Here is a 26,516-nt window from a genome sequence, read left to right as displayed (position 1 = left end):
AAGGCCGATTCGGAGTTCCCGCGGCTCGTGTCCTCCTCCTTCGTAGGGGGAGCCTGAGGTACAGACCGGGCGGGCGGCCGGAATCACCGGAAACGGCGGACCCGCCGTCCGGGGCGGACGGCGGGCCGGGTGCCGCGGGGTCAGTTCGTGCGGGCGCGGCGGGGCAGGAGGAAGGCGACGAGGAACGCGGCGGCGGTGAGCGCGGCGGTCAGGGCGGTGACCTGCTTCGCGGCCTCCAGCGCGGCCGGTGCGGCGAACCGTCCGGCCACCGGGGCGCCGATCGCCCCGAAGAAGACCGTGCCGAGGACCGCGACGCCGAGCGACGCGCCGAGCTGCTGGACCGACTCCAGCGCGGCCGAGCCGGAGCCCACCTCGTGGTCGGCGATGCCCGCGACGATGACGTCGAACAGCGGGACGAAGATCATGCCCATGCCGGCGCCGAACAGCAGCAGCGGTGCGGCCAGGTGCCAGCCGCCGACGCCCGTCCCGGCCGCCTCGAACACCGCGTACAGGGCGGCCAGTCCGGCGATCATGAGCACCAGGCCGAGGTGCAGGATCCTGCGGCCCAGCCGGGCCATCGTCATGCCGCTGAACGCCGACCCGGCGAACGCCCCGAGCGCCCAGGACGACATCGCCAGGCTCGCGGCCAGCGGCGTGTAGCCGAGGCCGAGCTGGAGGAACAGGCCGGTGGCCAGGGAGAACCCGGCGATCGCGCCGAAGAAGACGACGACGAACAGGACGCCGGAGCCGTAGGCGCGGTTGGCGAACACGCTCAGCCTGACCAGCGGCGTCCGGCCCCGGCGGCTGCGGCGCAGCTGGTGCAGGGCGAACAGGGCGAGGACGGGGACCGAGCCGGCGAGCAGCGCGAGCGACCAGGCGGGCCAGCCCAGGTCGCGGCCCTGGACGAGGGGGTAGACCAGCATGCTCATGCCGAGGCCGCCGAGCAGCATCCCGGCGACGTCCAGGCCGCCCGAGCGGTCGGCGGCGGCCGGAGCGGGCAGTGCCCTGGCGCCCACGACCAGCGCGTAGACGCCGACCGGCACGTTCACCAGGAAGATCGCGCGCCAGCCGGTGCCGAACAGGTCGGCGTCGATCAGCAGGCCCGCGACCACCGGGCCGAGGATCGTGGCCAGCCCGATCACCGGCCCGAACAGCGCGAACGCCTTTCCGGTGTCATGCCCGAACAGATCGCGGATCAGCCCGAAGCCCTGCGGGATCATCACCGCGGCGCACAGGCCCTGCGCGACCCGGGCGGCGATCAGGCTCTCCGGCGACCAGGCGAACGCGCACGCCACCGACATCGCCGTGAACGCGGCCGCGCCCGCCAGCAGGACGGGCCGCCGCCCGAACATGTCGCCGAGCCGTCCGCCGGTCAGCAGAGCCACCGCCAGGGCGAGCGTGTAGCCCGCGGCCGTCCACTGCAGTGCGGAGTACGACCCGCCGAGGTCCGCGCGGATCGCGGGCGCGGCCACGTTCACCACGGTGGAGTCGAGCAGGTTCAGCAGTATGGCGGCCAGGATCGCCGACAGGCCGAGCCAGCGGCGCGGGGCGGGCGCGGCACCGTCGCCGGGGCGCGTTCCGGCCGCGGGGGCCGGGGTTTCGAGGGTGGCGGTCATGATCCGTCCTTCCACTTCGGAGCGGAATGCTCTGTTCCGATAATAGCAGAACGGAATGCTTCATTCCACTCTTGTCCCGGCTTCGTTCCGGCGGCGGGCAAGGGGTCCGCTTCGTCCGGTGATGCCATACGCTTCGAGGTATGGACGAGGTTTCGGCCAGCACCGCGCCGGGGGCGGAGCCCCGCGGGCGCGAGCGCGGCAAGGGCGGGCTGCGGCGCTTCCTGCGGCGCATGGCGTCCACCAAGGCCGAGCTGGAGGCCGAGGAACTGCAGAAGACCACCGGCGACGAGGGCGCGACGCCGATCACCGACTGCGCCGCGCGCAAGCGGCACTGCGTGGCGGGTACGCTACGTACGGTGACGCTCCGTCCCCGGGGCGGCGCCCCCGCCCTGGAGGCCGAGCTCTACGACGGCACCGACGTGATCAATCTGGTCTGGCTCGGCCGTCGCAAGATCGCCGGGATCGACCCCGGGCGCCGGCTGCGCGCCGAGGGCCTGGTGAGCGAGCAGGACGGGCGCAAGGTCATGTTCAATCCGCGATACGAGCTGCGCGGCGGTGCGTGAGGCCGCGGCCGGCCGCCGGGAGAGCCACGTGAGCGAAACGGAAACGGGCACCGCGCGGGAGACCGCCGCGCACGACACCGTCGAGGCGGCCGTCCGCGCCCAGCTGACCAAGGCGCTCGGCGGCGTGCGCGGCATGGTCGAGGCGGCGGTGCCGACGATCGCCTTCACCGGCACCTACGTCGCCGCGAAGGACGTCAAGCTCGCCGTCGGCGCCGGCGTCGGCGCCGCGGTGGTGCTGCTCCTGGTCCGGATCGTGCAGCGATCCAGCCCGCAGTTCGTCCTGAACAGCCTGTTCGGCATCGCCATCGCCGCGTTCTTCGCGCTGCGCTCGGGCAAGGCCGAGAACGCCTTCCTGCCCGGCATCCTGCTGAACGCCGGCTACGGCGCCGCGATGATCTTCTCGATCGCGGTGCGCTGGCCGGTCGTCGGCTTCATCATCGGATCGGTCACCGGCGACCCGACCGCCTGGCGGGCCGACCCCGGGATCGTCCGGCTGTGCTCCCGGCTCACCTGGCTGCTCGTGCTGCCCTGCGTCCTGCGCGTCGCCGTCCAGTACCCGATCTACCTCGCGGACGGCGACCAGAGCGGCCTGCTCGGCCCCGCCAAGATCGTGATGGGCTGGCCCCTCCAGGTCGCCGCGCTGGCGGCCATGGTCTGGCTCCTCGCCCGCGGCCGTACCCCCCTCCACCGCGGAGGTCCGGCCGAGAGCGAGAAACCCGCCTAGCGCTACCTTCCGCCGAGGAGTTCGGCGAGTTCGTCCTCCACGTCCTGGGTGGCCACGAACATCAGCTCGTCGCCCGGCTCCAGGGTGTCGTCGGACGTGGGGACCAGCACCCGGCCCTCGCGCAGGATCGCCACCAGGGCGGTGTCGCGCGGCCAGTCCACCGAGCCGACGCGCTCGCCGCCGAGGGGGGCGTCGTCGGGCAGCGTGAGCTCCACCAGGTTGGCCTCGCCCTGCCGGAACGTCATCAGCCGGACGAGGTCGCCGACGCTGACGGCCTCCTCCACCAGCGCCGACAGCAGCCGCGGCGTGGAGACCGCCACGTCCACGCCCCACGACTCGTTGAACAGCCACTCGTTGTTCGGGTGGTTGATCCGCGCCACCACGCGCGGAACGCCGTACTCGGTCTTGGCCAGCAGCGACACCACCAGGTTGACCTTGTCGTCGCCGGAGGAGGCGACCACCACCTGGCAGCGCTCAAGTGCAGCGTCGTCCAGCGCGGCGATCTCGCACGCGTCGGCCAGCAGCCACTCCGCGCGCGGCACCATCTCCACCTTGATGGCCTTCGGGCTCTTGTCGATCAGGAGAACCTCGTGCCCGTTCTCCAGCAGCTCCTGGGCGATGGACCGGCCCACCGCGCCGGCCCCCGCGATCGCGACCCGCATCAAGCGTCCTCTCCGTTCCGCGCCGCGACCGCGGCGTTGACGCGCTCCAGGTCGTCGGCCCCCGCCATGATGTGCACGATGTCGCCGTCCTGGATCACCGTGTCACGATCGGGGACGAGCGCCTCGCCCATCCGGGACAGGAACGCCACCCGGGTCTTCGCGTGCTCCTCCAGCTCGCCGACCTTCTCGCCCACCCACAGGTGGCCGGAGTCCAGTTCGGCCAGGACGACCGCGCCGGTCGGGTCGCGCCACAGCGGCTCGGCGCCCTCGGGCAGCAGGCGGCGCAGGATCTGGTCGGCCGTCCACCGCACGGTCGCGACCGTGGGGATGCCGAGGCGCTGGTAGACCTCCGCCCGGCGCGGGTCGTAGATCCGGGCCACCACGTTGTCGACCCCGAACGTCTCGCGCGCGACCCGCGCGGAAATGATGTTGGAGTTGTCGCCGCTGCTGACGGCCACGAACGCCGACGCGCGCTCGATGCCCGCCTCGGCGATGACCTCGCGGTCGAATCCGAACCCGGTGATGCGGCGGCCCCGGAACCCGCTGCGCAGCCGGCGGAACGCCTCCGGGCTCTGGTCGATGATGGCCACCGAGTGACCCTTGTCCTCCAGGATGTGGGCGAGCGTCGAGCCGACCCGCCCGCATCCCATGATCACGATATGCACGGCCGTTCCCTCTTCCGTCCAGGGGGACACTCCCCCTGTACCCCCCGCGCCGGGCACGGCATTCGCCGCCGACACCGCGCCGCACCCGAGGACCGTTTCCTGTGAATGATCCCTGCGGGCTGCAAACCTACACATCCGCCCAGGCGAGTACTACTCAACCAGCTATCCGCCGGGGCGGCGAGGCGGTCGCGCGGGCACCGTCCGACGGGGGCGGCCGGGCGCTGCGCAGCGGTCCGCAGGGGCTAGAGTCTCGTTGCGTGTCAAAGGTTCCGGACCTCGCGAAGCGGCTCCTCCTCGGCCGCGCGCTGAGCAGCGCCCAGCAGCACGAACAGCTGCTGAAGAAGCGCATCGCGCTGCCCGTCTTCGCGAGTGACGCACTGTCGTCGGTCGCCTACGCCCCGCAGGAGATCCTCCTCGCGCTCGGCGCGGGCGGCCTCGTGATGTACCACTACACCCCGTGGATCGCCGCGGCCGTCGTGATCATCCTGCTCACCGTGGTCGCCTCCTACCGGCAGAACGTCCGGGCCTACCAGAGCGGCGGCGGCGACTTCGAGGTCGCCACCACCAACCTCGGCGACAACTGGGGCGTCGTGGTGGCCAGCGCGCTGCTGGTCGACTACGTCCTCACCGTGGCGGTGTCGGTGTCGTCGGGGGTGGAGAACCTCGGCGCCCTGCTGAAGTTCATGCAGCCGCACGAGGTCGCCGTCGCGATCGTCATCGTCGTGCTGCTCACCCTCGGGAACCTGCGCGGCCTCAAGGAGGCCGGGGTCGCCTTCGCGATCCCCACCTACCTGTTCATGTTCGCGGTCTTCGGCATGCTGGCGTGGGGCCTGGTCCGGCTCGTCTCGGGCACCGACCTGCAGGCCGAGACGGCGCACTACGAGGTCCGCGGCGACGAGATGGGCCTCGCCGGGTTCGCCCTGGTGTTCCTGCTGCTGCGGGCCTTCTCCTCCGGCTGCGCCGCGCTGACCGGGGTCGAGGCGATCAGCAACGGCGTGCCCGCGTTCCGCAAGCCCAAGGGCGAGAACGCCGCCACGACCCTGCTGATGCTCGGGCTCGTCGCGATGACGCTGTTCGGCGGCGTGACCGCGTTCGCCTACATCACCGACGCCAAGTTCGCCGAGCCCGACCAGGGCAGCCAGCTGATCGACCCGTCCACCGGCAAGCCCGTGACCGACGCCGACCCGGTGATCGCGCAGGTGGCGCACACGGTGTTCAGCAACTTCACCCCCGGGTTCGCGCTGGTCACCGCGATGACCGCGCTGATCCTGTTCCTCGCCGCCAACACCGCGTTCAACGGGTTCCCGGTGCTCGGCTCGGTGCTCGCGCAGAACCGCTACCTGCCGCGCCAGCTGCACACCCGCGGGGACCGGCTCGCCTACAGCAACGGCATCATCATCCTGGCCACCATGGCCGGGCTGCTGATCTACGCCTACGACGCGTCCGTCAGCCGGCTGATCCCGCTCTACACCGTCGGCGTCTTCGTGTCGTTCACCGTCAGCCAGGTCGGCATGGTCCGGCACTGGAACCGGCTGCTCGCCGCCGAGGCCGACCCGGCGCAGCGCCGCCGGATGCGCACCTCTCGCGGGATCAACGCCTTCGGCGCCACCCTCACCGGCATCGTCCTGGTCGTCGTGCTGATCACCAAGTTCGCGCTGGGCGCCTACATCGTCTGCATCGCGATGCCGCTGCTGTTCCTGCTGATGAAGGCGATCAGGCGGCACTACGACCGGGTCGCCGCGGAACTGGTCCCCTCCGGCGAGGACGTCGCGCTGCCCGCCCGCAACCACGGCATCGTGCTCGTCTCCAAGATCCACAAGCCGACGCTGCGGGCCCTGGCCTACGCCCGCGCCACCCGGCCGTCCACGCTGGAGGCGGTGACCGTGGCGGTGGACGCCGAGGAGTCGCAGCGGCTCCAGGACGAGTGGGACGCCCTCGACATCCCCGTCCCGCTGAAGATCCTCGACTCGCCGTACCGGGAGATCACGCGCCCGGTGCTGTTGTACGTCAAGAGCGTCCGGCGCAAGAGCCCCCGCGACGTCGTCACCGTGTTCATCCCCGAGTACGTCGTCGGCCACTGGTGGGAGCAGCTCCTGCACAACCAGAGCGCGCTGCGGCTGAAGGGCCGGCTGCTGTTCCAGCCGGGCGTGATGGTGACGAGCGTCGCCTGGCAGCTGCAGTCCTCCGACCGGCTCAAGGGTCGTACCGAGCCGCCCGGGCCCGGCTCGTCCCGGCGCCCGCCCCGGGCCGGAACACGCCCCGGGGCCGGTAGTGTTTCGGACCGTGACTGAACTCGAACCCGACGTCCTCGAACTGGAGGTCGGCAACGTCGCCAACGGCGGTTTCTGCGTCGCCCGGCACGAGGGGCGCGTGGTCTTCGTCCGGCACGCCCTGCCCGGCGAACGGGTGCGGGCCCGCGTCACCGACCGGACCAAGAACTTCCTCCGCGCCGACGCCGTGGAGATCATCGAGGCGTCCCCCGACCGGGTGCAGGCGCCGTGCCCGTTCGCCGGTCCCGGGCGGTGCGGCGGCTGCGACTGGCAGCACGCCTCCCTGCCCGCCCAGCGGGCGCTGAAGGCCGCGGTCGTGCAGGAGCAGCTGGAGCGGCTCGCCGGGATCACCCGCACGGTCGTCGTCGAGGAGGTCCCCTACCCGGTCGACAGCGAGGTGACGCCGCGGCCGGGGCTCGGCTGGCGCACCCGCGTCCAGTTCTCGGTCTCCTCCGGCGTCGTCGGCCTGCGCAAGCACCGGTCGCACGACCTCGAACCCGTGGACGAGTGCCTGATCGCCCACCCCGGCGTGGAGCTGATGGGCATCGAGCGCAAGCGCTGGCCGGGCGCGTCCGGCGTCGAGGGCGTGGTGTCGGCGAGCACGGGCGACCGCCTGGTGGTGCTGCGCGGCCGCGACCGCCGCAAGATCCGGGTCCCGCGGCTGGACGTGCCCGTCCGGCTCGTGCGCGGCAAGCCCGAACCGGGCGCCGGCCTCCCGTACGTGCGCGAAGAGGTCTCCGGGCGGCTCTACCAGGTGAGCGGCAGCGGCTTCTGGCAGGTGCACCCGGGCGCCGCGCAGCTGCTCGCCGACGCCGTCCTGGACGCTCTCGAACCGAAGCCCGGCGACATCGCCCTCGACCTGTACTGCGGCGTCGGCCTGTTCGCCGGCGTCCTCGCCGACCGCGTCGGCGACGAGGGCCTCGTCGTCGGCATCGAGTCCGACGGCCAGGCCGTCCGCGACGCCCGCTTCAACCTGCGCGACCTGCCGAACGTCTCGATCGAGCGCGGCTCCGTGGAGGAGGTCGTCCCCGACCTGGAGTTCGGCCGCGCGTCCTCGGGCTCCCGCACCCAGAACAAGCGCGGCACAGGCCACCACGGCGGATCCCGGGTCCGGCGCGCCGACCTCGTCGTCCTCGACCCGCCCCGCACCGGCGCGGGCCGCGAGGTCGTCGAGCACATCACCCGCCTCGCCGCCCGCAAGATCGCCTACGTCTCCTGCGACCCGGCCACCCTCGCCCGCGACCTCGCCTATTTCAGCGAACGCGGCTGGACCCTGGAGTCCCTCCGCGCCTTCGACGCCTTCCCCATGACCCACCACGTAGAGTGCCTGGCGACCCTCGTCAGAGGCTGATCAACGCGGCGACCAGCAAGGTCGTCGGCCCGTAAGGGATCGGACGGGGCGCCGTGGGAGTCGGGCTCCCCCTTCACTGCGCACCAGTGGCGCAGGTGCGAGACGCGTGAATGACGCGCACGATTAAGAACGCATGAACGCATGAACGCAGCAACCCATTCGCGCCCGCAACGGGGGCGTAACGGGCCAGGCGCGTAACGGAGGCGTAGCCGAACAGTGACAGAGGGCTACCTTGCGTGAACCGTCCACGGGAGGTGAGGCGTCCAACACGCGTCCCTCAGCCTTGGCAGATCACGACAGGACCCCCCATGCGCAGCGTCACCATCCTTGTCGCACTTCTCGTGGCCGCTCTGGCCCTCACCGCGTGCGGAGGCACCGCGGACAGAGCCGCCCCTACCAAGACCGTGACCGTCGCACCGCCCAGTGCGACCAGTGCGACCGCGCCCGTGAGCACGCCGACCGCACTCCCGAGCAGCGCGAAAGCCCCAGCGACGAAGAAGATTCGCGTCCCGGACGTGGTCGGGAAGAACCACCAGACCGCTCAGAACATCATGCAGGCAGCGGGACTCTGGATGCTGCAAGAGGAGGATGTGACCGGACAGGGGCGGATGCTCATCCTGGACCGCAACTGGCAGGTGGTCCGCCAGAAGCCGAAGGCCGGGACGAGCGTGACGCCGGAGGCGACGATCACCCTGTACTCCAAGAAGATCGGGGAGTAGGCCTCCGAGCACCAGCCCGTCGGCCTCCCCGCCGGCGGGCGGTCGTCATTCCACCGGCAGAACGTACTCCGCCTCATATCGGTCCGTGGGCACCACGATGTCCGCCGTCTCCACCGCCCGCTCCGCCGTCCGGTACGTCCGCCGGATCACCAGCACGACCGAACCGAGCGCCTCGCCGAGCAGCTCCGCCTCCGACTGCAGCACCGGCCGCGCCGTCACGACCTCATGCACTGACTCGATGCGCTGCCCGATCACCCGCATCCGCGCGACCACCCCGGCTCCGGCGTGCGGGCCCTCCTCCGGGAATATGACCGGCGTGCCGCGCGTGAGGTCGAGCGGCTCCCAACTCGTGGACAGCATCACGGGTTGCTCGTCGGCCAGAAAGGTGTAGCGGCTCACCATCACCGGGTCGCCCGCCGCGACGTCGAGCCGCTCAGCGATCCGCGGGTCGGCGGAACCGGTCTCGGACGACACGCGCCACGTGCCCGCGCGGCCCTGCCGCTGCATCTCCGCACGGAACGGCGACCCGTCCCGGCCGGATGAGCCGTACCAGGACCGGGCGAGGCGCTTCAGTTCTGGTTTGCGGCGCACATAGGTGCCCGATCCGGACTTGGCCTCCAGGAACCCTTCGGTGATCAGCAGGCGGACGGCCTGCAGAGCGACGGCATCGGACACCTCGTAGCGGTGCCGGATCTGGGCCCGCGAAGGGACGCGGTCGCCTGGGGCGAGCGAGCCGTCGATGATCTGGCGCCGTAGATCATCGGCTATGCGCTGGTAGGCGGGCTGGATCACGGCGCCTCCGGTTGCCGGGTGCGAATGCTCGGACACAGCTGACAACCTGTGCGCACTGCTTGCAAGCTGTGCGCACAGGTTGAACTGTGATGGCACGATCACAGTCCGTAAGAGGTATCCGTGGAGTGGAGCCAGACCTACCCCGGCTGCACGTCCATGGTGCCAGCCGCCCGGGCCTTCGTACGTGCGATGCTCGATGACTGCCCGCGTCGGTGCGACGCCGAGCTCATCGCCGCCGAGCTGGTCGCCAACTCGCTGCGGCACACGCCCAGCGGCGACGGCGGCGACGGCGGCGAGGTCACCGTCACCGTGACGACAGAGCCCGGCCGCGCCCGCATCGCCGTCCACGACTTGGCGACGGCAGGCGGTGGCACCCCGTCCCCAGCATCCCCGTGGAGGAGGACGACCACGGCCGCGGCTTGCTCGTCGTCTACACCTATGCCGACAAGGTGGGCCACGACGCCAGCGCCGGCGGGCGGACCATGTGGGCCGAGCTGACCTGGAACGAGCAATGACGGCCCGGGCCGGTGCGGGAACACCGGATGCCCCCGGGCCTAACCGGAATCGAGGCCCGGCTATGAGCAAGGTACCCAAGCCCAAACCGCCCGCGACACCATCCGCGGACCTGGAAGCGCGCTGCGCCGCGCTGCGCGTCGAGTTCGGCCCTACCGCCTGCTGCTCGTCGACGCGCTGGCGCCTCTCCCCGGTGAACCGGTCGTGGCCTAAGTAATGAAGGGCTGGCGAGGAGCCAGCCCTTCACTTCGAGCCTCTAGGGAATTACTTATCCCCGGGGGTTGTTCGTGCGGGCCGCCCTACTTGCCCGGCTGCCCCTGCTGCCCCTGCTGCTGGTCCTGGGGGCCGGAACGGTAGTCGTCGCTCGACTCCTCTTCGATGCCTTCCGCCTTGTTCGCCTCAGACTGGTGGGCCTTGCCTTGGGCCCACTTGTCCCTCTTGTCAGCCATCGGTTGCGCCTTTCCTTTGTTGTACGGCTCCCTTGTGAAACCGCCTCGGAAAGGACAGTTCCGAGATCGTTGGCCGCCGCAACCCCCTGGGGTGGCTGGTGGCGGGGGTGGCGGGGGCGTCGTGCGCGGCGCCGTCCACTTCGGGACGGTGCCGATGATGCGGGCGCGCTTGGCCGTCTACCAGGCGGTCAGGGGCGATGGGGAGTCGATGATGCTGGGCCGGCGCTTGCGCGGACCTACGCGCCCCGCCGGAGGAGGCCGACCTCGCAGCACGTGGTGAGCAGGGGACGGCGATGTCCGGTCGACCGTGCACCGTGTCCCGGCTGCCGCCTCGACCCCGAAGTCGCCGGCCGGACGGGTCGCGGCTGGCGCTTGCGGCGTCCCTGTTGGGGGAGTGCCTGACGATTCTGTGTGCGGCTGAGCTCGGAAAACCGGTTGCGGCTCGGGTTAGCGTGGAAGTGTGATCGAGATCAGGGACGTGCCGGAGGCCGATGCCGGGCTGATGGTCGACTTCGCCGGGATGGTGTTCCACGTTCCCGTGGAGGAGATCGACCGCGAGCGGGACGGGTGGCCGGTTGCGCGTGCCGAGCGGATCGGCGCCTTCGACGGAGAGACGAAGGTCGGGCAGCTGGCTGCCCTGCCGATGCGGCTCGCGGTTCCGGGGGCGCTGCTCGACTGCTCGGCGGTCACGTTCGTCGGGGTCCTGCCCACGCACCGCCGGCGGGGGATTCTGACGTCCATGATGGACCGGATGGCCGCCGACGCCATCGCCGCGGGGCGTCCGGTCGCCGCGCTCTGGGCGTCCCAAGGCGCCATCTATGGCCGGTACGGGTTCGGTCTGGCCACGCGGGCGATCGGGCTGGAAGTCGATACGTCCCGTCCGCTGGAACTGCGCACCGTGCCGGATGACCGGCCGTTGCGGCTCGTTGACGCCGGCTCCGCGTTCGAGGTGGCCGACCCGATCCATCGGCGGTCGCTGGCGGTGCGGCCGGGCGGGCTCGTCCGCGACCCCGAGTGGTGGGCCAAGGGGATCCTGCGGCCGGTCGACCGGGACGCCTCCGGGTACACCGCGCCGCGGATCGTCGTGCATCCTGCCGGTTACGCGGTCTACCGGGTCCGGGCGGGGACGGTCAGGGTCGTCGACCTCGTCGCCGACACCGCCGGGGCCGAGGCCGCGCTCTGGGGGTTCCTGGCGTCGATCGACCTGATCTCCCGCGTCGAGGCGCCGAACCGGCCGGTGGACGATCTGCTGCCGCACATGGTCGCCGATCCCGACCGGGTCGCCGTCAAGAGCGACTACGGCGCGCTGTGGCTCCGCCTGATCGACCTGCCGGCCGCCCTCCGGGCTCGTTCCTGGGCAACGGAGGACGCCTTCGTCCTGGAGGTCGACGATCCTCGCATTCCGGAGAACGCGGGACGCTGGCGCCTCAGCACCGGCGCGGCGCCTGTGTGCGACCCGGCCTCGGGGCCCCCGGACCTGAGCCTGACCGCGGCCGACCTCGCGGCCGTGTACCTGGGCGGCCAGAGCCCGGTCACGCTGGTCCGGATCGGCGTCGTCGCCGAGCACACGCCGGGCGCGGCCGCCCGTCTGGAGGCCGCCTTGGCCGTCCCCCTCGCGCCTTACATCAACGACGACTTCTGAGTCACCGCCAGAAGAAGACCTTGGCGCTGGCCTTGGAGAGCGTCGCCGCGGCGGCGCCCTGGTGGAGCAGCTGAAAGCGCACGCGCTTGCCCGCCTCGACGGTGTCGGCGGCGAGACCGTAGACGAGGTTGGTGGTGTCGCCGACGGAGATGAAGTCCTGGACGGGGCCGACCTGGTAGCTGGAGGTGTTGTCGATCTCCACCTCGATCACCCGGGCCTGGATGAGCGTGCCCGCGGGAACGTCGCTGAGCGTCGCGCCCACCGACAGGCTGTAGCGGGCCGAACCGGTCAGCAGGCTCGGCCCGCCCGCGTCGCCGTGCTGGTGTTCGCTGTCGGAGTACTCCTTGCTCCAGGTGACCGTGGTCCATTTGCCGGGAGGAAGCTCCTGGTGGTCGCCACCGGTGCCGACGGACACGTACTCGGGCATGTCGTCCTCTCCCTCGGGCGAGACGCCGACGCGCCACTGCCCGTAGTCGCTCTTGACGCCGCGGTCGTAGTCGACGCCGACGCCGTTGATCGTGTGGTCGTTGGAGTACTGCTGGAGCTGGGCGCGGGCGTCCCACCTGCCGCCCGACCAGGCGTACGTCTGCCAGCCGAAGGTGATCTTCTTGGCGTCGAAGGCGCGCTTGACCGGGCCGTGGCCGCCGTAGAGGCCGACCCGGCCGCGGCCGAGGACGCTCGCCGCGCCGTCCAGGTAGGCGTTGATCTCGTCCTGCTGTCCGGAGGTGGCGTCCCAGTCGGCGGCGAAGTAGATGGGCCGGTCGTCCGGCATGCCGCACGCCTTGGCCTGGGCGGCGGCGTCGCGGGCGTCGGCGGCGCCGGCTGACCGCCCGTCGAGGGGTCGCTTGGCGGTCGACTCCCACACGACGACCAGCCAGATGCCCGCGGCGGACAGTTCGTCGGCCTCCTTGCGGGTCAGGTTCTTGCCGGTCGTGTCGTGTGACAGGTAGCGGCACGCGAACTTCGCCCCGGCGCGTTCCAGCGCGGGCGCCCCGGGGCGGCCCCACGCGTAGTCGACGCCGAAGACAGCCATGTCAGCTCCATGTGTCGGGGATCGTTGGGGTCTAGGCGATTTAACAGCCTTGTGCTTTGGGGCGCAGGAGATTGCGGAGGTCGACCGTCCGGAAGAGGCGGACGAGCAAGATCACCGTGCGTGGCGACACGCCGACGCGGCGTTGGCGGGCACGGCTCCTGATCACTAGAACGGACGGTGACCGGTAAGAGACTCGCAGGCCACGGGGGGTTCGTAGTGATCCGGACATTGAGGGTGCAGGGCATGGTGCTGGCGATCGCCGCGCCGCTGCTGGGGGGCGTGCTCGTGCCGGTTGCGGCGCGAGCCGACGGTCCCGGCCCGAGTGCGGGACCCGGGAAGCACGGCAAGCGGGCCGCGGCCGTGGCGCTTCGCACGGGCGCTCCCGCGAGCGCCGTGGTCCGAGGACGCACCTACGAGTGGAGGTTCAAGATCACCGCCAGCGGGCCGGGGAGGCCCCGCAGGGCGGTGTTCAGGACGACGCTGCCGAGATCGCTGGCGTTCGTCTCGGGGCACAGGGACTGCGCGGCCGCGGGGTGGACGGTCTTCTGCGACCTCGGCACCGTGCGGAAGGGGCAGACCGTGACCGGCGCGATCAGGGTGAGGGTGTCCGGTTGCGCCAGGCCGGGCCAGACGATCCGCCTGCGCGGGTCGGCGGCGTGGGGCAGGGCGCGCACGGCCCGCCCGTTCCCGGCCGTCCGCATCGCCAGGACCGCCCACCTCGGACATTCCACGGCGGCGCCGAAGAAGCCGGCCGCGAAGAAGCCGGGCGTCAAGAAGCCGGGCGTCAAGAAGCCGGGCGTCAAGAAGCCGGGCGTCAAGAAGCCGGGCGTCAAGAAGCCCGGCGTCAAGAAGCCCGGCGTCAAGAAGCCCGGCGTCAAGAAGCCGGCCGCGAAGAAGCCCGGCGTCAAGAAGCCGGGCGTCAAGAAGCCCGGCGTCAAGACGCCGGCGGCGGTGCGGCGGACCTCGCACGTGCGATGACGACGAGCGGCGCGGCCCCGCCGCGCGATCGCCGCCCGGTCCGTACGAGGATGGGGACATGCGACTTCGAATCTTCACCGAGCCCCAGCAGGGGGCGACGTATGAGACACAGCTCGCCGTCGCCAAGGCGGCCGAGGACCTCGGCTTCGACGCGTTCTTCCGTTCCGACCACTTCCTCAAGATGGGGGACATGACGGGCGAGCCGGGTCCGACCGATTCCTGGATCACCCTGGGCGCGCTGGCCCGGGAGACCAGCCGGATCAGGCTCGGCACGCTGGTGACTGCCGGAACGTTCCGCTACCCGGGGCCGCTGGCCATCTCCGTCGCGCAGGTCGACCAGATGAGCGGCGGGCGCGTCGACCTGGGCCTCGGGACGGGGTGGTACGAGGAGGAGCACACCGCCTACGGCATCCCCTTCCCGAGCCTGGGCGAGCGGTTCGAGCGGCTTGAGGAGCAGTTGCAGATCCTCACCGGGCTGTGGGGGACGCCGCCCGGCGAGACCTTCTCCTTCAGCGGGGAGCACTACACCCTCAGCGGGTCGCCCGCGCTGCCCAAGCCCGTGCGGCCGGGCGGGCCGCCGATCATCATCGGCGGGGCCGGGACGAAGCGGACGCCGCGGCTCGCCGCCCGGTACGCCGACGAGTACAACGTCCCGTTCCACCAGGTCGAGGACACCGGCGGCGCGTTCGACCGGGTCCGTGCGGCGTGCGCCGAGGCGGGCCGGACGAGGCCGCTGGTGTACTCGGCCGCGCAGGTCGTCTGCTGCGGGCGGGACGAGGCGGAGCTGAAGCGGCGCGCCGACGCCATCGGCCGGCAGGTTCCCGAGCTGCGCGAGAACGGTCTGGCCGGCACCCCGCAGGAGCTGGTCGACAAGATCGGCCGGTTCGGCGAGCTGGGCGCGGAGTGCCTCTACCTCCAGGTCCTCGACATGAGCGACCTGGAGCACGTGGAGCTGCTGGCCTCCGAGGTGATGAGCAAGGTCTGACGGCGACGCGGGGCCCGCGCCCGGGGAGGCGTCCCCGGGCGCGGGCCCTTCGTTCCGTCAGGCGGGTGCCTCTTCCGGGCGCGCGTGCATCGGCAGCAGGAACGTCGCCAGGAAGGTCAGGCCGAGGAGCCCGACCTCGACCCACAGCGTGAACTTCATGGCGTCGCCGAACCCGGCCTTGGCGGCGTGCTCCCCGGCCTCGGCGACCGCCTTCTGGACGGCGGGCGCCGACTGCGGCGCGGCGGCGACGGCGGCCCGGACCTCGCCCTGGAGCCGGTGGCAGGACGCGGGCACGGCGGCGGCGTCCTTGGCGGTGGCGCGGTCGCGGCCGCAGTCGCGCAGGCCGTCCACGACGCGGTCCCGCTGCGCGGCCGGGACGGACGCGGCGGCGAGGTCGCGGCGCAGGCCGGCGGCGCCGTCGTCGGCGGCGGTCGCGACGTGCCCGCCGAGCAGCCCGAAGAAGACCGTGCCGAGGACGGCCGCGCCGAGCGCGCTGCCGAGCTGCTGGACGGCGGTGAGCGTGCCGCCCGCCGAGCCGGTCTCCTCGGGCTCGACGCCCGCGAGCACGGTGTCGAAGAAGGGCCCCATCAGCAGGCCCATGCCGATCCCGGTGACGGTCAGCGCGGGGACGAGCTGCCAGGGGGTGACGTCGATCCCGGCGTACCGGAGGGTGAAGTACAGCCCGGCGATCCCGGCGGCCATGATGACGGCGCCCGCGTGGATCACCTTGCGGCCGAGGCTCTGCACGGCCTGCATGGCGCCGAACCCGATGATGATGCCGACCGACCACGGGATCTGCGCGAGGCCCGCCTTGAGCGGGGAGTAGCCCAGCCCGAGCTGGAAGAACAGCGCCAGCACCAGGCCGAGGCCGGCGACGCCGGAGAAGAACACCAGGCCGACGACGAGGCCGCCGGTGAAGCCCCGCTTGCGGAACAGGGTCGGCACGATCAGCGGGTCGCCGCCGGAGCGCTGCTTGCGGGTCTCGTACCAGGCGAACACGCCCCACACGACGAGGGAGGCGGCCATCATGGCGAACGTCCAGGCGGGCCAGTCGTGCTCGCGGCCCTGGACGAGGGGGTAGACCAGCAGCCCGGCGCCGAGGGAGGCCAGGGCCGCGCCGGTGAGGTCGAGGCGGGAGGCGTGCTCGGCGCGCCCGGCGGGCAGGAACTTCAGCCCGGCCAGCACGGCGGCGGCGCCCAGCGGCAGGTTGATCAGGAAGATCATCCGCCAGCCGGTGCCGAACAGGTCGGCGTCGATCAGCCAGCCGGCCAGCACCGGGCCGCCGACCGACGACAGCCCCATGACCGGCCCGAACATGGCGAACGCCGCGCCCATCTCCTTCGCCGAGAACATCTGCTTGATCATTCCGATGCCCTGCGGCAGCATCAGCGCGCCGAACAGGCCCTGCATGCCCCGGGCGCCGATCAGCATCCCGGGGGAGCCGGCGATGCCGCACAGCAGCGAGCCGACCGTGAAGCCGACCGCGCCGAGGACGAACATCCGCCTGCGTCCGTAGAGGTCTCCGAGGCGCCCGCCGGTGATGAGCCCGACGGCCATGGCGAGGGTGTAGGCGGCGGCGAGCCACTGGATGGTGGCGGCCGATCCGCCGAGATCCGCGCGGATCGTGGGGGCCGCGATGTTGGTGATCAGGGCGTCCAGCATGTCCATGACCTCGCCGGCGAGGATCACGAACAGGGCGACCCAGCGCCAGCGGTAGCCGCCGTCCGCGGCGCCCCGGGCGGGGGAGGTCAGTGTGTCGGTCATGGTCACTCCGGGAGGAACGGTGTTCGTTGGTTACGAACAATGTTCTAAGGGCGAACGGTGTTCGTGTCAAGTACGATGTTCGTGTTCCGGAAAATCATCTCCGCAATAGAGAAGATATATCGCGATTCGCGACAGTCAAGATGTATCGCGAGATTGGGGGGTCCTGACGTGGCCACCGCACGCCCGGACATGCCGACGCCGCCCGGCCGCAGGCCGCGCAAGGCCGCGCCCGCCAGGCAGCCGCTCACGCAGGAGCTGGTCGTCGACACGGCGATCCGCGTCCTGGACGCCGAGGGGCTGGAGGCCGTGACCATGCGCCGCGTCGCCCAGGAGCTCGGCACGGGCCCCGCGTCCCTGTACGCCCACGTCTCGAACAAGGAGGAGCTGCGCGAGCTGATGCTCGACCGGGTGGCCGCCGAGATCCGGCTCCCCGACCCGGACCCGGCGCGCTGGCAGCAGCAGCTGAAGGAGCTGGCGCGCGAGATCCGCCGCGTCTACACCTCGCACCGCGACATCGCGACGGTGTCGATGGCGCTCATCCCCACCGGACCCCACCTGCTGGACGTCGCCGAGGCGCAGCTCGCCCTCATGCACGCCGGCGGCGTCCCGAAGCGGATCGCCGGGCTCGCCGTCAGCACCCTCGGCATGTTCCTCGACGCCGATGCCATCGAGGACACGCTCCACCACGCCAAGGCGCCCGCCGGGGCGGACGACCCGTGGGCGCCCTTCTACGAGTACCTCGAGCAGATCCGGGAGTACTTCGCCGCACTGCCCAAGGACCGCTACCCCACGATCTCCGGCATGGTGGACGAACTCACCGCGGAGGACGGCGACGGGCGCTTCGAGTTCGGCCTCGACCTCCTGGTCCGCGGGATCGCCTCCTACGCCGAGGAGCCGCCCCGTCCGGAGGGGGACGCCTAGGCGAAGGCGCGCTGGAAGGCCGCGTGCCTGGGGGCGCCCGCGGCGGTGTCCCAGACGGCGAAGACCACGTGCTCGAACCGTCCGGCGAACCCTCCGCCCGGACGCAGCGCCTCGGCGAACACCTCGGCGACCTCGGCCGGGTCGTTGCGGAACACTCCGCAGCCCCAGGCGCCGAGAACGAGCCGGGTGTGGCCGTTGGCCAGCGCCACGGCGAGGACCTTGCGGGCGCGAAGCCGCAGCACCACGGGAATCCGCTCGGCCTTGCCGGCGTCCCGGATCGCGCCGCGGTTCGGGGCGGGCGACGTCAGGAACGAGACGCCGTACGGCTCCTCCAGCAGCCGTCCGGAGTCCTCCCGGAACACCGGCACGTCCGGCGAGTAGATCATGTGGTCGCTGTAGAGGAGGTCCCCCTGCGCGCGGTGGAAGTCGTAGTACTCCCTGGCCGCGCGCAGCGACTCGTACAGGCCCGAGGAGCGCGCCAGCCCCTCCTCCTGGGCGTGGGCTCCGTTCAGGAAGCCGCCGCCCGGGTTCTTCGCGGAGGCGAAGTTGAGCGCGAACGGCGTCGTCCCGGGGGCGCACAGCCGCCGCGCGGCGGCGAGGGTGGTCTCGCCGGTCACCTCGATCCGCGTCCGCGTGTCAGGGTCGGCCGGTGGAAGTCTCTTCAGCAGCGTGTCCAGCTCGCCAGGCCGGTAGAGGACGGTGCGCCGGACGGCCTCGGCCAGGCCGTCGGCGATCGAGACGGCGCGGCCGGACGGCGCCGTGTAGTCGCCGCGTTCGAGGATGGCCACGGTCTCCTGCGCGGTCATCCGGCGGGGGTGTCTGCTCATGTCCCCCCGGATTCTGCTGGGCCGCCGAACCCGGGCGCAAACCCTTTAAGTCCGGCGTTCCGGAAAATGGATGGGGGCGTTCGACGCGTTCGGCCACACTTGGGGCGTGCTTCTGACGATCACCACGACGATGATCCAGGCGACCGACCTGGGGTTCCTCCTGCACAAGCATCCCGACCGGGTGCAGCGCTTCGAGCAGTCCTACGGCACGGCGCACGTCTTCTACCCGGACGCGGAGGAGCAGCGCTGCACGGCGGCCCTGCTGCTGGACGTCGACCCGGTCCAGCTCGTGCGCACGCGCGGCAGAGGCACGCCCGACTTCTCCCTCGGCCAGTACGTGAACGACCGTCCCTACGCGGCGTCGTCCCTCCTGGCATCGGCCATGGCGAACGTGTTCCGCACCGCCATGCGGGGACGCTGCGACATGCGCCCCGAACTGGTGGAGACGCCCGTCCCGCTGGAGGTCGTCCTTCCCGCCCTCCCGTGCCGGGGCGGGCCAGGCCAGGCCGAGCGGTTCTTCGCCCCGCTCGGCTGGGACGTGTCGGCCGCGCCCGTGCCGCTCGACCCGGACTTCCCCGAATGGGGCGACTCCCGGTACGTGACGCTCACGCTGACCGGGACGCTGCGGCTCGCCGACGCCCTCAACCAGCTGTACGTGCTGCTCCCCGTCCTGGACGACGCCAAGCACTACTGGATGGCGCCCGACGAGGTCGACAAGCTCATCCGGGCAGGGGAGGGCTGGCTGGCCGCGCACCCCGACCGCGGCGCCATCACGCGCCGGTACCTGGCCGACCGGCGCAGCCTCGTGCAGTCCGCGCTGGGACGTCTCGCCGACGCCGAGGACGCGCCCGACGAGGAACTCGACCCGGTGGAGGTCGAGGAGGAGGGGCCGGCCGCCGAGGAAGGCCAGGAGGAGGCGCCGCCCGAAGAGGCGTCCGTCTCGCTCGCGGAACTGCGCCTCCGGTCGGTGGTGCAGGCGCTGCACGACGAGGACGCCCGCCGGGTCATCGACCTCGGCTGCGGCTCGGGGAAGCTGCTGGCGCGGCTGGCCAGGGACGAGTTCTTCAGCGAGATCTCCGGGTCGGACGTGTCGTACCGCGCGCTCGGCCACGCTTCGCGGCGCCTGCGCCGTGACAAGCAGCCGCGCCGCGAGAACGACCGCGTCCAGGACGTCTTCCAGGGCGCGCTCACCTATGCCGACGAGCGGTTCCGCGGGTACGAGGCGGCCGTGCTGATGGAGGTCATCGAGCACATCGACCCGCCGCGCCTCGGCGCCGTCGAGCGGGTCGTGTTCGGCCACGCCTCGCCCCGCGTGGTGGTCGTCACGACCCCGAACGCCGAGTACAACGTCCGCTACGAGGGGCTGGCGCCCGGAGCGATGCGCCACCCCGACCACCGTTTCGAATGGACGCGGGCGGAGTTCCGCGCATGGGCGGACCGGGTCGCCGCCGAGCACGGCTACCGCGTCCGTTACGAGCCCGTGGGCGACGACGACCCCGAGGTCGGCGCGCCGACGCAGATGGGAGTTCTCACCCGATGACCGAGATCGTTGTTCCTGAGATGGGCCTCGTCGTGCTCGTCGGCGTGTCCGGGTCGGGCAAGTCGTACTTCGCGCGCAAGCATTTCAAGCCGACCCAGGTGGTGTCGTCGGACTTCTGCCGCGGGGTCGTGTCGGACGACGAGAACGACCAGTCGGCCACCGGCGACGCGTTCGACCTGCTGCACTACATCGTGGGCAAGCGCCTGCGGCGCGGCCTGCTGACCGTCGTGGACGCGACCAACGTGCAGAGCAAGGCGCGGGAGTCGCTGCTGCGGCTGGCCAAGGAGCACGACGTCCTGTCGGTCGCGATCGTGCTGGACGTCCCCGAGGGCCTCGCCGCCGAGCGCAACGCCGCACGCCCGGACCGCGACCTGGCTCCGCACGTCATCCCGCGCCAGCGCCGCGAGCTGCGGCGCGGCATGCGGTCGCTCGGCCGCGAGTTCCGCCGCGTCCACGTCCTGAACGGCCCCGGCGAGATAGACGCCGCGACGATCCGGTACGAGAAGGCATGGAACGACCGGCGCGACCTGACCGGCCCGTTCGACGTCATCGGCGACGTGCACGGCTGCCGCGCGGAGCTGGAGGAACTCCTCGCCGGCCTCGGCTACGAGATCCTTCGGGACGCGCAGGGACGCGCCGTCGGCGCGAACCATCCCGGCGGGAGGTCCGCCGTCTTCGTCGGCGACCTGGTCGACCGCGGGCCCGACTCGCCGGGCGTGCTGCGCCTGGTGATGGGCATGGTGGCCGCCGGCGATGCCCTGTGCGTCTCGGGCAACCACGAGGCCAAGCTCGTCCGCGCCCTGCGCGGGCGCAAGGTCCGCCTCGCGCACGGGCTCGCCGAGTCGATGGAGCAGCTCGCCGCCGAGGACGAAGGCTTCCGCGACGGCGCGCTGCGGTTCATGGACGGCCTCATCAGCCACTACGTCCTGGACGGCGGACGCCTGGTCGTGGCCCACGCCGGGCTCAAGGAGGACTACCACGGCCGCGCGTCCGGACGGGTCCGCTCGTTCGCGCTCTACGGCGACACGACCGGGGAGACCGACGAGTACGGCCTGCCGGTGCGCTACCCGTGGGCGCGCGACTACCGGGGCAAGGCGATGGTCGTGTACGGCCACACGCCCGTCCCGGAGGCGGAATGGGTGAACAACACCATCTGCCTGGACACCGGCGCGGTGTTCGGCGGGAAGCTGACGGCGCTGCGGTATCCGGAGCGCGAGCTGGTGTCGGTCCCGGCGCGGCAGGTCTGGTACGAGCCGACGCGTCCGCTGGAGGCGCCGGCCGGGGCGAGCGCGGGCGGCCACCGGGAGAACGACGTCCTCAACATCGGGGACGTCCTCGGGAACCAGGGCGTCGAGACCCGCCTGATGGGCCGCGTCTCGGTCCGGGAGGAGAACGCGCTGGCCGCGCTGGAGGTGATGAGCCGGTTCGCCGTGGACCCGCGCTGGCTCGTCTACCTGCCGCCCACCATGGCCCCCGCCGAGACGTCGGCCCTCCCGGGATACCTGGAGCATCCGGCCGAGGCCCTCGCCGCGTACCGGGACAAGGGCGTCCTGCGCGCGGTGTGCGAGGAGAAGCACATGGGCTCGCGCGCCGTGGCGGTCGTGTGCCGCGACGCCTCGGTGGCCGTGGAGCGCTTCGGCGTGGACGACGGGACGACCGGCGCCGTCTACACGCGCACCGGGCGCTCCTTCTTCCGCGACCCGTCCCGCACGAGCGAGGTCCTGGACCGGCTCCGCGCCGCCATCGGCGCGGCGGGACTCTGGGACGAACTGGACACCGGATGGCTCGTCCTCGACGGCGAGATGCTGCCGTGGTCGGCGAAGGCGATGGACCTCATCCGCACCCAGTACGCGGCGACCGGCGCGGCGGCCCGCGCCGCCCTGCCGGTGGCGGCCGGCGTGCTCGCGCGGGCGGACGGGCGGGGGCTCGACCTCGGCGGACTGCGCGAGCGCATCGACCGGCGGGCCGCGAACGCGGTCCGGTTCCGCGACGCGTACGCGCGCTACTGCTGGACGGTGGACGGGCTGACCGGCGTGCGCTTCGCGCCGTTCCAGGTCCTCGCCGGGGAAGGCCGCTCCTGGGCGGCCCTGCGCGACCACGAGTGGCACATGTCCGTGGCCGAGCGGCTGGCGGAGAGCGACGCGAGCGGGCTCGTCCAGCGGACGGGGTCGATGACCGTCGACCTGGGATCGCCGCAGTCGGAGGCCGCCGCCACCGAGTGGTGGGAGAAGCTCACCGCGGCGGGCGGCGAAGGCATGGTCGTCAAGCCGCTGGGGCCGCTCCCGGAGGGCGCCAAGGTGCAGCCCGGGGTAAAGTGCCGGGGACCGGAATACCTGCGCATCATCTACGGGCCCGACTACCGCGAGCCCGAGCACCTCGACCGGCTGCGCCGCAGGTCGCTGGGGCGCAAGCGGTCGCTGGCGATGCGCGAGCACGCGCTCGGCGCCGAGGCCCTCGACCGGCTCGCCGGCAGGGAGCCGCTGTGGCGCGTCCACCAGGCGGTCTTCGCCGTCCTGGCGCTGGAGTCCGAACCGGTGGACCCGCGCCTTTGACCCTTCGCGCGCGCCACGGCCCGCCGCCCTCGGGCGGGCCGTGGTCGCCCGGTCAGGTGGAGAAGAGCATGTGGAACACGCCGCCGCCGTGGTGCGGGCGGTGGTGCCCGCCGTGGTGATGGTGGTGGACCGACCCCCCGGGGGCACCCCATCCGGGCGCCGCGGCGGGCGGGGGCGCCGCCCGGTACTGCGACTCCATCTGGCCCAGGGCCTCAAGCTCGCCGTAGTCGAGGAAGATGCCCCGGCAGCTGTCACATTGCTCGATGTGGACGCCGCTGCGGGTGTAGGTCCGCATCACGCCACGACACTTAGGACAGTGCATCGCCTTGTCGTCCTTCCGGTATGGATCCCCAGATAGAGGCTAAATGTAGGACAGGTTCCGCGCCACGTCATGCCGCGTCCCCCGCCGCGGATATTCTCACGCAGGCGTCGACCATCGCCTGCTCCGCGCCGTCGAGTGGCCGATCTTCCCTCCCGGCGGATATGACGCACGTGGCCGCGATCTGGATCGCCAGACTTCGGGCGGGGACCTCCAGGGCCGTCCAAGGGTCGCCCTGAGCGGGCACGGCCGGGCCGCCGGCCTCCCTGTACGCGCCCAGGAAACGCTCCCACTCCTGTGGTGGGAGGACCCCGCCGGAGTAGAGCGCCGCGGGCCGTGCGAGGTCCCATGCGGGGTCGCCCCTGCCGAGATCCTCGATGTCGATGAGCCGCCATCGGCCGCCCGGTGCGCGGACCATCTGGCCCAGATGCCAGTCGCCGTGGATGAGGCGGCGGGCGGGGTCCGCGGGTTCGTCCTCCTCGCCGCGTATCCAGGCGGGGAGAGTGGTGAACGCGCGCCGCACCGCGTCCTCGGCGGGGCCGGCCTCCAAGCGGGAGACCAGGCGCGCCACCCGTGTGGGACGTCCCCACGACGGCGCGTCGGCCGGGACGGGCGCCGAGTGCAGGGCGGCCAAGAGCCGGGCGCCTTCCTCCCAGGGGAGTTCCTTGGCCGGATCCACGGGCTCACCGAACGTCGCGAGCGTGACCGTGCGGCCGTCCACGGTGAGAGGCGGGCTCAAGGCGCCGATGACCAGATCGGGCAGCGCGCCCGCCAGCCTCATCCGTTCGAGGAAGGGTGCTCCGTGCTCCCGGTCGGCCTGGTGCGCCTTCACGACCACGTCGCCGACGCGGACGACGAGCACACCGTGCCGGTCGTACAGGATCTCCGGCCGTCCGTCCTGGGTGGCCCTTCGACGCCCGATCTGGACGAGCCGTGTGAAGAGCCCTGACTGGACGGTCTCGGTGTGCACCCGACCAGTCAACCACTCCGCGCCGGGCCCATCCGCTCCGCGGACGAGGCGGCGAACTCGTCCCGCAGCCGCTGCCGGACGACTTTGCCCAGCATGTTCCGGGGCAGCTCCGTCCGGGGCAGGAACTCGGAGGGCACCTTGTAGTGCGACAGATAGCGTTCGCAGTGCCGGCGCAGCTCCTCCGCCGAGAACGGGTAGGCGGGATGCTCCACCACGTGGGCGATGATGCGCTCGCCGCGCCGGGCGTCGGGCACGCCGACCACCGCGCAGTCGTGCACGGCGGAGTGGCGGCGCAGCACCTTCTCCACCTCGGACGGGGACACGGTGAAACCGCTCACCTTGATCATGTCTCGCTGGCGGTCCACGATGGTGATGAAGCCCTTCTCGTCCATCACCCCGATGTCACCCGTGCGGAGCCATCCCTTCGACAGGGTCTGCGCGGTGGCGAGCGGCGCGTTCCAGTAGCCCGCGAACACCTGCGGCCCGCGCACGACGACCTCCCCCGTCCCGCCCGGCGGCAGGACCTTCGTCGGCTCGTCCTGGTCGACGATGACGGCGTCGGTCATGGGCAGCGGCAGCCCGACCGTCAGGTTCCGCGCCCCGCCTCCCAGCGGGTTCGCGGTGACGGCGGGGGACGCCTCGGTCAGCCCGTAGCAGTTGATCAGCCCCCTGGCCCCGACCCTGTCGAGCCGGTCGATCGTGCTCTGCGACAGCCCCATCGCCCCGGAGATGAAGATGCGCAGCGAGCGCAGGTCGTCCGGCCGGAACCGCGGGCTGTCGAGCACCTGCTCGTACAGCGTCGACACCCCGGGGAAGATGGTCGGCCGGTACTTGCGGATCGCGCGGACCACGCGGTCGCCGTCGTAGCGGGGGAGCAGCACCACCGCCCCGGCCGTCATCACGGGCGCGACGAGGCAGCTCATCAGCCCGAACGAGTGGAACAGCGGCAGCACCGCCAGCGTCACGTCCTCGCCGGGACGCCCGTCGAGGTCCCACGCGTGCTGCTGGCAGGCGTTCGCGACGAGATTGCGGTGCGTCAGCATCGCGCCTTTGGGGCGCCCTTCCGTCCCGCCGGTGTACACGATGGCCGCCAGATGCCTCGACGGGTCCAGGGGCAGTTGGCCCAGGCGCTGCCTGGGCGCTTTCTGCAGCTCTTCGAACGGGACGACGCCGGGGTCGTGCGGCACGTCCGCGGTGATGGCCGCCCGCCGCCGCTGCGTCTGCACGAGCGGCAGCCGCAGGACGATCCGCCTGGTGGCCGGGAGGAAGTCGGCCAGGGACGTCACGATGACGTGCTCCAGCCCCGCCCGGGCCCGCACGGCCTTCACCGTCTTGTAGGAACGATCCAGCACCACGGCGACGCGCGCGCCGCAGTCGGCGAGCTGCCGGAGCATCTCCTCCTCGGTGTAGAGGGGGTTGTGCTGGACCGCGATCGCGCCCCTGCGCAGCACGCCGAAGAACGCGATGACCTGCTGCGGGCAGTTCGGGAGGATCAGCGCCACCCGGTCGCCGGGCTGCACTCCCAGTCGGTGCAGGCCGTCGGCGAACCGGTCCACGGCCTCGCGCAGGTCGCGGTAGCAGATCCGCCGGCCGAAGAAGATCAGCGCGTGGTTGCGGGGGTACCGGTCCGCGGCGTCGTCGAGCAGGCGCGTGACGGGGACGTCCGGGATGTCGATCTCGCGGGGGACCCCCGGCTGGTACCACTGCCGCCAGGACGAGGAGCGCAGTGACGAGTGCCACATAACGCTCGATTGAATCATCTCCGGCATCTCCGTGCGGCGCGAAGAAGCGCGAACCCGCGGGGCGGCCGGGCGCGCCGGCTCAGCGGGTCCAGCCCTCCGAGCGCGTGACCGTGCGCGGCGGCCGCGGGCGCCGGCCTCCCCGCGTTCACCGGCCCGTTCCTGCCGGCCGTCCTGACCTGCGCGGCCGCCGCCGGAGCCGCGGCCGGCGGGCCCGGCGCCGGGCGGGGACGCAGGGCGCGCCGCCGCCGCTGCGCCGGCTGGCCCGGACGCCGGCCGCCCGCTCCGCGCTGGCGGTGATGGTCACGGCCCAGGTCGTGATGGTCGCCGTCATGACGGCCGCGCCACTGGACATGCACATGCACGGCGACGGCCTCGGGACGGTCGGCATGACGCTGTCCGCGCACACGCTCGGCATGTTCGCCCTCTCACCGCTGACGGGACGGATGACCGACCGGCACGGCGCGCACCCGGTGATCCTCGCGGGCCTGGCCACCCTCGCCCTGTCCACCGCGCTCGCGGCGGTCGCGACCGGGTCGCCGGGGCGCGCCGCGGCGCGCCGCGGCGCTCTTCCGGCTCGGCTACGGCTGGAACCCGTGCTTCGTCGGCGGCAGCGCACGCCTCGCCCGCGACCTGCCCGAAGCGGAACGCCCGCACGTCGAGGGAGCCGTGGACGCGGCCGTCTGGACGGTCGCCGCGGCCGCGAGCCTGCTGTCCACCGCCGTCCTTTCGGCGGGCGGCTACGCCGTCCTGGCCTGGGCGTCGTGCGCCGGGGCCCGCGCCGTCACGGTCGGCCAGGCCCGGCGCCGCGCGCCCGGGACGAGTCCGGAGTCGGCCGGGCGGGGGATCGGACGGCCGTGACGGGGTCAGATGCGGCCGGTGCCGCGGCAGACGTTGCACCGCTCGTGGGTGGCGGTGCTGG

24 protein-coding genes and 1 pseudogene are annotated in these 26,516 nt (G+C 72.3%); 14 read left to right on the top strand and 11 right to left on the bottom strand.

Features of this window, described 5'->3' with window-relative positions; translation table 11 throughout:
* Positions 1-140 precede the first annotated feature (140 nt).
* Complete coding sequence (locus tag CHC11_RS22235; protein WP_089313688.1) at positions 141-1,616, bottom strand: MFS transporter; 1,476 nt, start codon at positions 1,614-1,616, stop codon at positions 141-143.
* A 140-nt stretch (positions 1,617-1,756) separates the two neighbouring features.
* On the opposite strand from CHC11_RS22235, the gene CHC11_RS22230 reads away from it, so the two are divergent.
* Together CHC11_RS22230 and CHC11_RS22225 are read left to right on the top strand one after the other, a co-directional pair.
* Positions 1,757-2,179, top strand: coding sequence for an OB-fold nucleic acid binding domain-containing protein (locus CHC11_RS22230; protein WP_089313687.1), 423 nt, complete (start codon positions 1,757-1,759; stop codon positions 2,177-2,179).
* Between the two features lie 28 nt (positions 2,180-2,207).
* Positions 2,208-2,903 (top strand): DUF3159 domain-containing protein, encoded by a 696-nt coding sequence (locus CHC11_RS22225; RefSeq protein ID WP_089313846.1) that lies wholly within the window; start codon positions 2,208-2,210, stop codon positions 2,901-2,903.
* Positions 2,904-2,905: 2 nt separating this feature from the next.
* Here CHC11_RS22225 and CHC11_RS22220 read toward each other — a convergent pair whose 3' ends face one another.
* Positions 2,906-3,565, bottom strand: coding sequence for a potassium channel family protein (locus CHC11_RS22220; protein ID WP_089313686.1), 660 nt, complete (start codon positions 3,563-3,565; stop codon positions 2,906-2,908).
* Positions 3,565-4,230: a potassium channel family protein gene (locus CHC11_RS22215; protein WP_089313685.1), complete on the bottom strand. Its 666-nt coding sequence runs from the start codon at positions 4,228-4,230 to the stop codon at positions 3,565-3,567. The genes CHC11_RS22220 and CHC11_RS22215 overlap by 1 nt, the downstream gene beginning before the upstream one ends.
* A 257-nt stretch (positions 4,231-4,487) precedes the next feature.
* Between CHC11_RS22215 and CHC11_RS22210 the strand changes: the two genes are divergently transcribed.
* The 3 genes from CHC11_RS22210 (at position 4,488) to CHC11_RS22200 (ending at position 8,570) form a co-directional block, all read left to right on the top strand.
* Positions 4,488-6,521, top strand: coding sequence for an APC family permease (locus CHC11_RS22210; protein ID WP_089313684.1), 2,034 nt, complete (start codon positions 4,488-4,490; stop codon positions 6,519-6,521).
* Entirely contained in the window at positions 6,514-7,851 is a 1,338-nt protein-coding gene (locus CHC11_RS22205; RefSeq protein WP_089313683.1) for a class I SAM-dependent RNA methyltransferase, read from the top strand. Before CHC11_RS22210 ends, CHC11_RS22205 begins: the two co-directional genes overlap by 8 nt.
* 308 nt (positions 7,852-8,159) lie before the next feature.
* Entirely contained in the window at positions 8,160-8,570 is a 411-nt protein-coding gene (locus tag CHC11_RS22200) for a PASTA domain-containing protein (RefSeq protein ID WP_089313682.1), read from the top strand.
* Between the two features lie 45 nt (positions 8,571-8,615).
* On the opposite strand, the gene CHC11_RS22195 is transcribed toward CHC11_RS22200, so the two are convergent.
* On the bottom strand, positions 8,616-9,362 hold the full coding sequence (locus tag CHC11_RS22195; protein WP_089313681.1) for a GntR family transcriptional regulator: 747 nt from the start codon (positions 9,360-9,362) through the stop codon (positions 8,616-8,618).
* A gap of 392 nt (positions 9,363-9,754) precedes the next feature.
* Between CHC11_RS22195 and CHC11_RS43500 the strand changes: the two genes are divergently transcribed.
* Entirely contained in the window at positions 9,755-9,877 is a 123-nt protein-coding gene (locus CHC11_RS43500) for an ATP-binding protein (protein ID WP_143227192.1), read from the top strand.
* A gap of 297 nt (positions 9,878-10,174) precedes the next feature.
* Here the strand turns inward: CHC11_RS43500 and CHC11_RS41485 are convergent, their stop codons facing one another.
* On the bottom strand, positions 10,175-10,324 hold the full coding sequence (locus CHC11_RS41485) for a hypothetical protein (protein ID WP_179278943.1): 150 nt from the start codon (positions 10,322-10,324) through the stop codon (positions 10,175-10,177).
* A gap of 460 nt (positions 10,325-10,784) precedes the next feature.
* Between CHC11_RS41485 and CHC11_RS22185 the strand changes: the two genes are divergently transcribed.
* Positions 10,785-11,966 (top strand): GNAT family N-acetyltransferase, encoded by a 1,182-nt coding sequence (locus CHC11_RS22185; RefSeq protein ID WP_089313679.1) that lies wholly within the window; start codon positions 10,785-10,787, stop codon positions 11,964-11,966.
* A gap of 1 nt (position 11,967) precedes the next feature.
* Here the strand turns inward: CHC11_RS22185 and CHC11_RS22180 are convergent, their stop codons facing one another.
* Positions 11,968-12,999 (bottom strand): glycoside hydrolase domain-containing protein, encoded by a 1,032-nt coding sequence (locus tag CHC11_RS22180; protein ID WP_089313678.1) that lies wholly within the window; start codon positions 12,997-12,999, stop codon positions 11,968-11,970.
* A gap of 243 nt (positions 13,000-13,242) precedes the next feature.
* Between CHC11_RS22180 and CHC11_RS41480 the strand changes: the two genes are divergently transcribed.
* Complete coding sequence (locus tag CHC11_RS41480; protein ID WP_179278942.1) at positions 13,243-13,977, top strand: hypothetical protein; 735 nt, start codon at positions 13,243-13,245, stop codon at positions 13,975-13,977.
* 58 nt (positions 13,978-14,035) lie between these two features.
* Positions 14,036-14,962: an LLM class F420-dependent oxidoreductase gene (locus tag CHC11_RS22170; protein WP_089313677.1), complete on the top strand. Its 927-nt coding sequence runs from the start codon at positions 14,036-14,038 to the stop codon at positions 14,960-14,962.
* Positions 14,963-15,019: 57 nt separating this feature from the next.
* On the opposite strand, the gene CHC11_RS22165 is transcribed toward CHC11_RS22170, so the two are convergent.
* Positions 15,020-16,726, bottom strand: a complete 1,707-nt coding sequence (locus CHC11_RS22165) for an MFS transporter (RefSeq protein WP_089313844.1) — start codon at positions 16,724-16,726, stop codon at positions 15,020-15,022.
* 168 nt (positions 16,727-16,894) lie between these two features.
* Between CHC11_RS22165 and CHC11_RS22160 the strand changes: the two genes are divergently transcribed.
* Complete coding sequence (locus CHC11_RS22160; protein ID WP_245919578.1) at positions 16,895-17,647, top strand: TetR/AcrR family transcriptional regulator C-terminal domain-containing protein; 753 nt, start codon at positions 16,895-16,897, stop codon at positions 17,645-17,647.
* Here CHC11_RS22160 and CHC11_RS22155 read toward each other — a convergent pair.
* Complete coding sequence (locus CHC11_RS22155; protein WP_089313676.1) at positions 17,644-18,474, bottom strand: TIGR02452 family protein; 831 nt, start codon at positions 18,472-18,474, stop codon at positions 17,644-17,646. The genes CHC11_RS22160 and CHC11_RS22155 overlap by 4 nt on opposite strands.
* Before the next feature lie 106 nt (positions 18,475-18,580).
* Here CHC11_RS22155 and CHC11_RS22150 point away from each other — a divergent pair, with 106 nt between their 5' ends.
* Together CHC11_RS22150 and CHC11_RS22145 are read left to right on the top strand one after the other, a co-directional pair.
* Entirely contained in the window at positions 18,581-20,014 is a 1,434-nt protein-coding gene (locus CHC11_RS22150) for a 3' terminal RNA ribose 2'-O-methyltransferase Hen1 (RefSeq protein ID WP_089313842.1), read from the top strand.
* Positions 20,011-22,566, top strand: a complete 2,556-nt coding sequence (locus CHC11_RS22145; RefSeq protein WP_089313675.1) for a polynucleotide kinase-phosphatase — start codon at positions 20,011-20,013, stop codon at positions 22,564-22,566. Before CHC11_RS22150 ends, CHC11_RS22145 begins: the two co-directional genes overlap by 4 nt.
* Before the next feature lie 52 nt (positions 22,567-22,618).
* On the opposite strand, the gene CHC11_RS22140 is transcribed toward CHC11_RS22145, so the two are convergent.
* The 3 genes from CHC11_RS22140 to CHC11_RS22130 all read right to left on the bottom strand — a co-directional run bounded on the left by CHC11_RS22140 (position 22,619) and on the right by CHC11_RS22130 (position 25,597).
* On the bottom strand, positions 22,619-22,888 hold the full coding sequence (locus CHC11_RS22140; protein WP_089313674.1) for a TFIIB-type zinc ribbon-containing protein: 270 nt from the start codon (positions 22,886-22,888) through the stop codon (positions 22,619-22,621).
* Between the two features lie 67 nt (positions 22,889-22,955).
* Positions 22,956-23,855 (bottom strand): phosphotransferase family protein, encoded by a 900-nt coding sequence (locus tag CHC11_RS22135; protein WP_089313673.1) that lies wholly within the window; start codon positions 23,853-23,855, stop codon positions 22,956-22,958.
* 8 nt (positions 23,856-23,863) lie between these two features.
* On the bottom strand, positions 23,864-25,597 hold the full coding sequence (locus CHC11_RS22130) for an AMP-binding protein (RefSeq protein ID WP_089313672.1): 1,734 nt from the start codon (positions 25,595-25,597) through the stop codon (positions 23,864-23,866).
* Between the two features lie 296 nt (positions 25,598-25,893).
* Here CHC11_RS22130 and CHC11_RS43920 point away from each other — a divergent pair.
* Together CHC11_RS43920 and CHC11_RS22120 are read left to right on the top strand one after the other, a co-directional pair.
* Positions 25,894-26,118, top strand: a pseudogene (locus tag CHC11_RS43920) (MFS transporter); the annotation flags it as partial.
* Positions 26,119-26,263: 145 nt separating this feature from the next.
* Positions 26,264-26,455, top strand: coding sequence for a hypothetical protein (locus CHC11_RS22120; RefSeq protein WP_089313670.1), 192 nt, complete (start codon positions 26,264-26,266; stop codon positions 26,453-26,455).
* Positions 26,456-26,516 lie beyond the last annotated feature (61 nt).

The organism is Actinomadura mexicana, from assembly GCF_900188105.1.
GTDB lineage: Bacteria > Actinomycetota > Actinomycetes > Streptosporangiales > Streptosporangiaceae > Spirillospora > Spirillospora mexicana.
Note: the sequence above shows the minus strand (reverse complement) of the source record. Positions and strands in the feature narration are given on the sequence as shown.

Bases quoted from the DNA above. Each gene is read 5' to 3' on its own strand.
- CHC11_RS22235 (WP_089313688.1), bottom strand. From the start codon at position 1,616: ATGACCGCCACCCTCGAAACCCCGGCCCCCGCGGCCGGAACGCGCCCC.
- CHC11_RS22230 (WP_089313687.1), top strand. From the start codon at position 1,757: ATGGACGAGGTTTCGGCCAGCACCGCGCCGGGGGCGGAGCCCCGCGGG.
- CHC11_RS22220 (WP_089313686.1), bottom strand. From the start codon at position 3,565: ATGCGGGTCGCGATCGCGGGGGCCGGCGCGGTGGGCCGGTCCATCGCC.
- CHC11_RS22200 (WP_089313682.1), top strand. From the start codon at position 8,160: ATGCGCAGCGTCACCATCCTTGTCGCACTTCTCGTGGCCGCTCTGGCC.
- CHC11_RS41485 (WP_179278943.1), bottom strand. From the start codon at position 10,324: ATGGCTGACAAGAGGGACAAGTGGGCCCAAGGCAAGGCCCACCAGTCT.
- CHC11_RS22180 (WP_089313678.1), bottom strand. From the start codon at position 12,999: ATGGCTGTCTTCGGCGTCGACTACGCGTGGGGCCGCCCCGGGGCGCCC.
- CHC11_RS41480 (WP_179278942.1), top strand. From the start codon at position 13,243: ATGGTGCTGGCGATCGCCGCGCCGCTGCTGGGGGGCGTGCTCGTGCCG.
- CHC11_RS22170 (WP_089313677.1), top strand. From the start codon at position 14,036: ATGCGACTTCGAATCTTCACCGAGCCCCAGCAGGGGGCGACGTATGAG.
- CHC11_RS22165 (WP_089313844.1), bottom strand. From the start codon at position 16,726: ATGACCGACACACTGACCTCCCCCGCCCGGGGCGCCGCGGACGGCGGC.
- CHC11_RS22155 (WP_089313676.1), bottom strand. From the start codon at position 18,474: ATGAGCAGACACCCCCGCCGGATGACCGCGCAGGAGACCGTGGCCATC.
- CHC11_RS22145 (WP_089313675.1), top strand. From the start codon at position 20,011: ATGACCGAGATCGTTGTTCCTGAGATGGGCCTCGTCGTGCTCGTCGGC.
- CHC11_RS22140 (WP_089313674.1), bottom strand. From the start codon at position 22,888: ATGCACTGTCCTAAGTGTCGTGGCGTGATGCGGACCTACACCCGCAGC.
- CHC11_RS22130 (WP_089313672.1), bottom strand. From the start codon at position 25,597: ATGTGGCACTCGTCACTGCGCTCCTCGTCCTGGCGGCAGTGGTACCAG.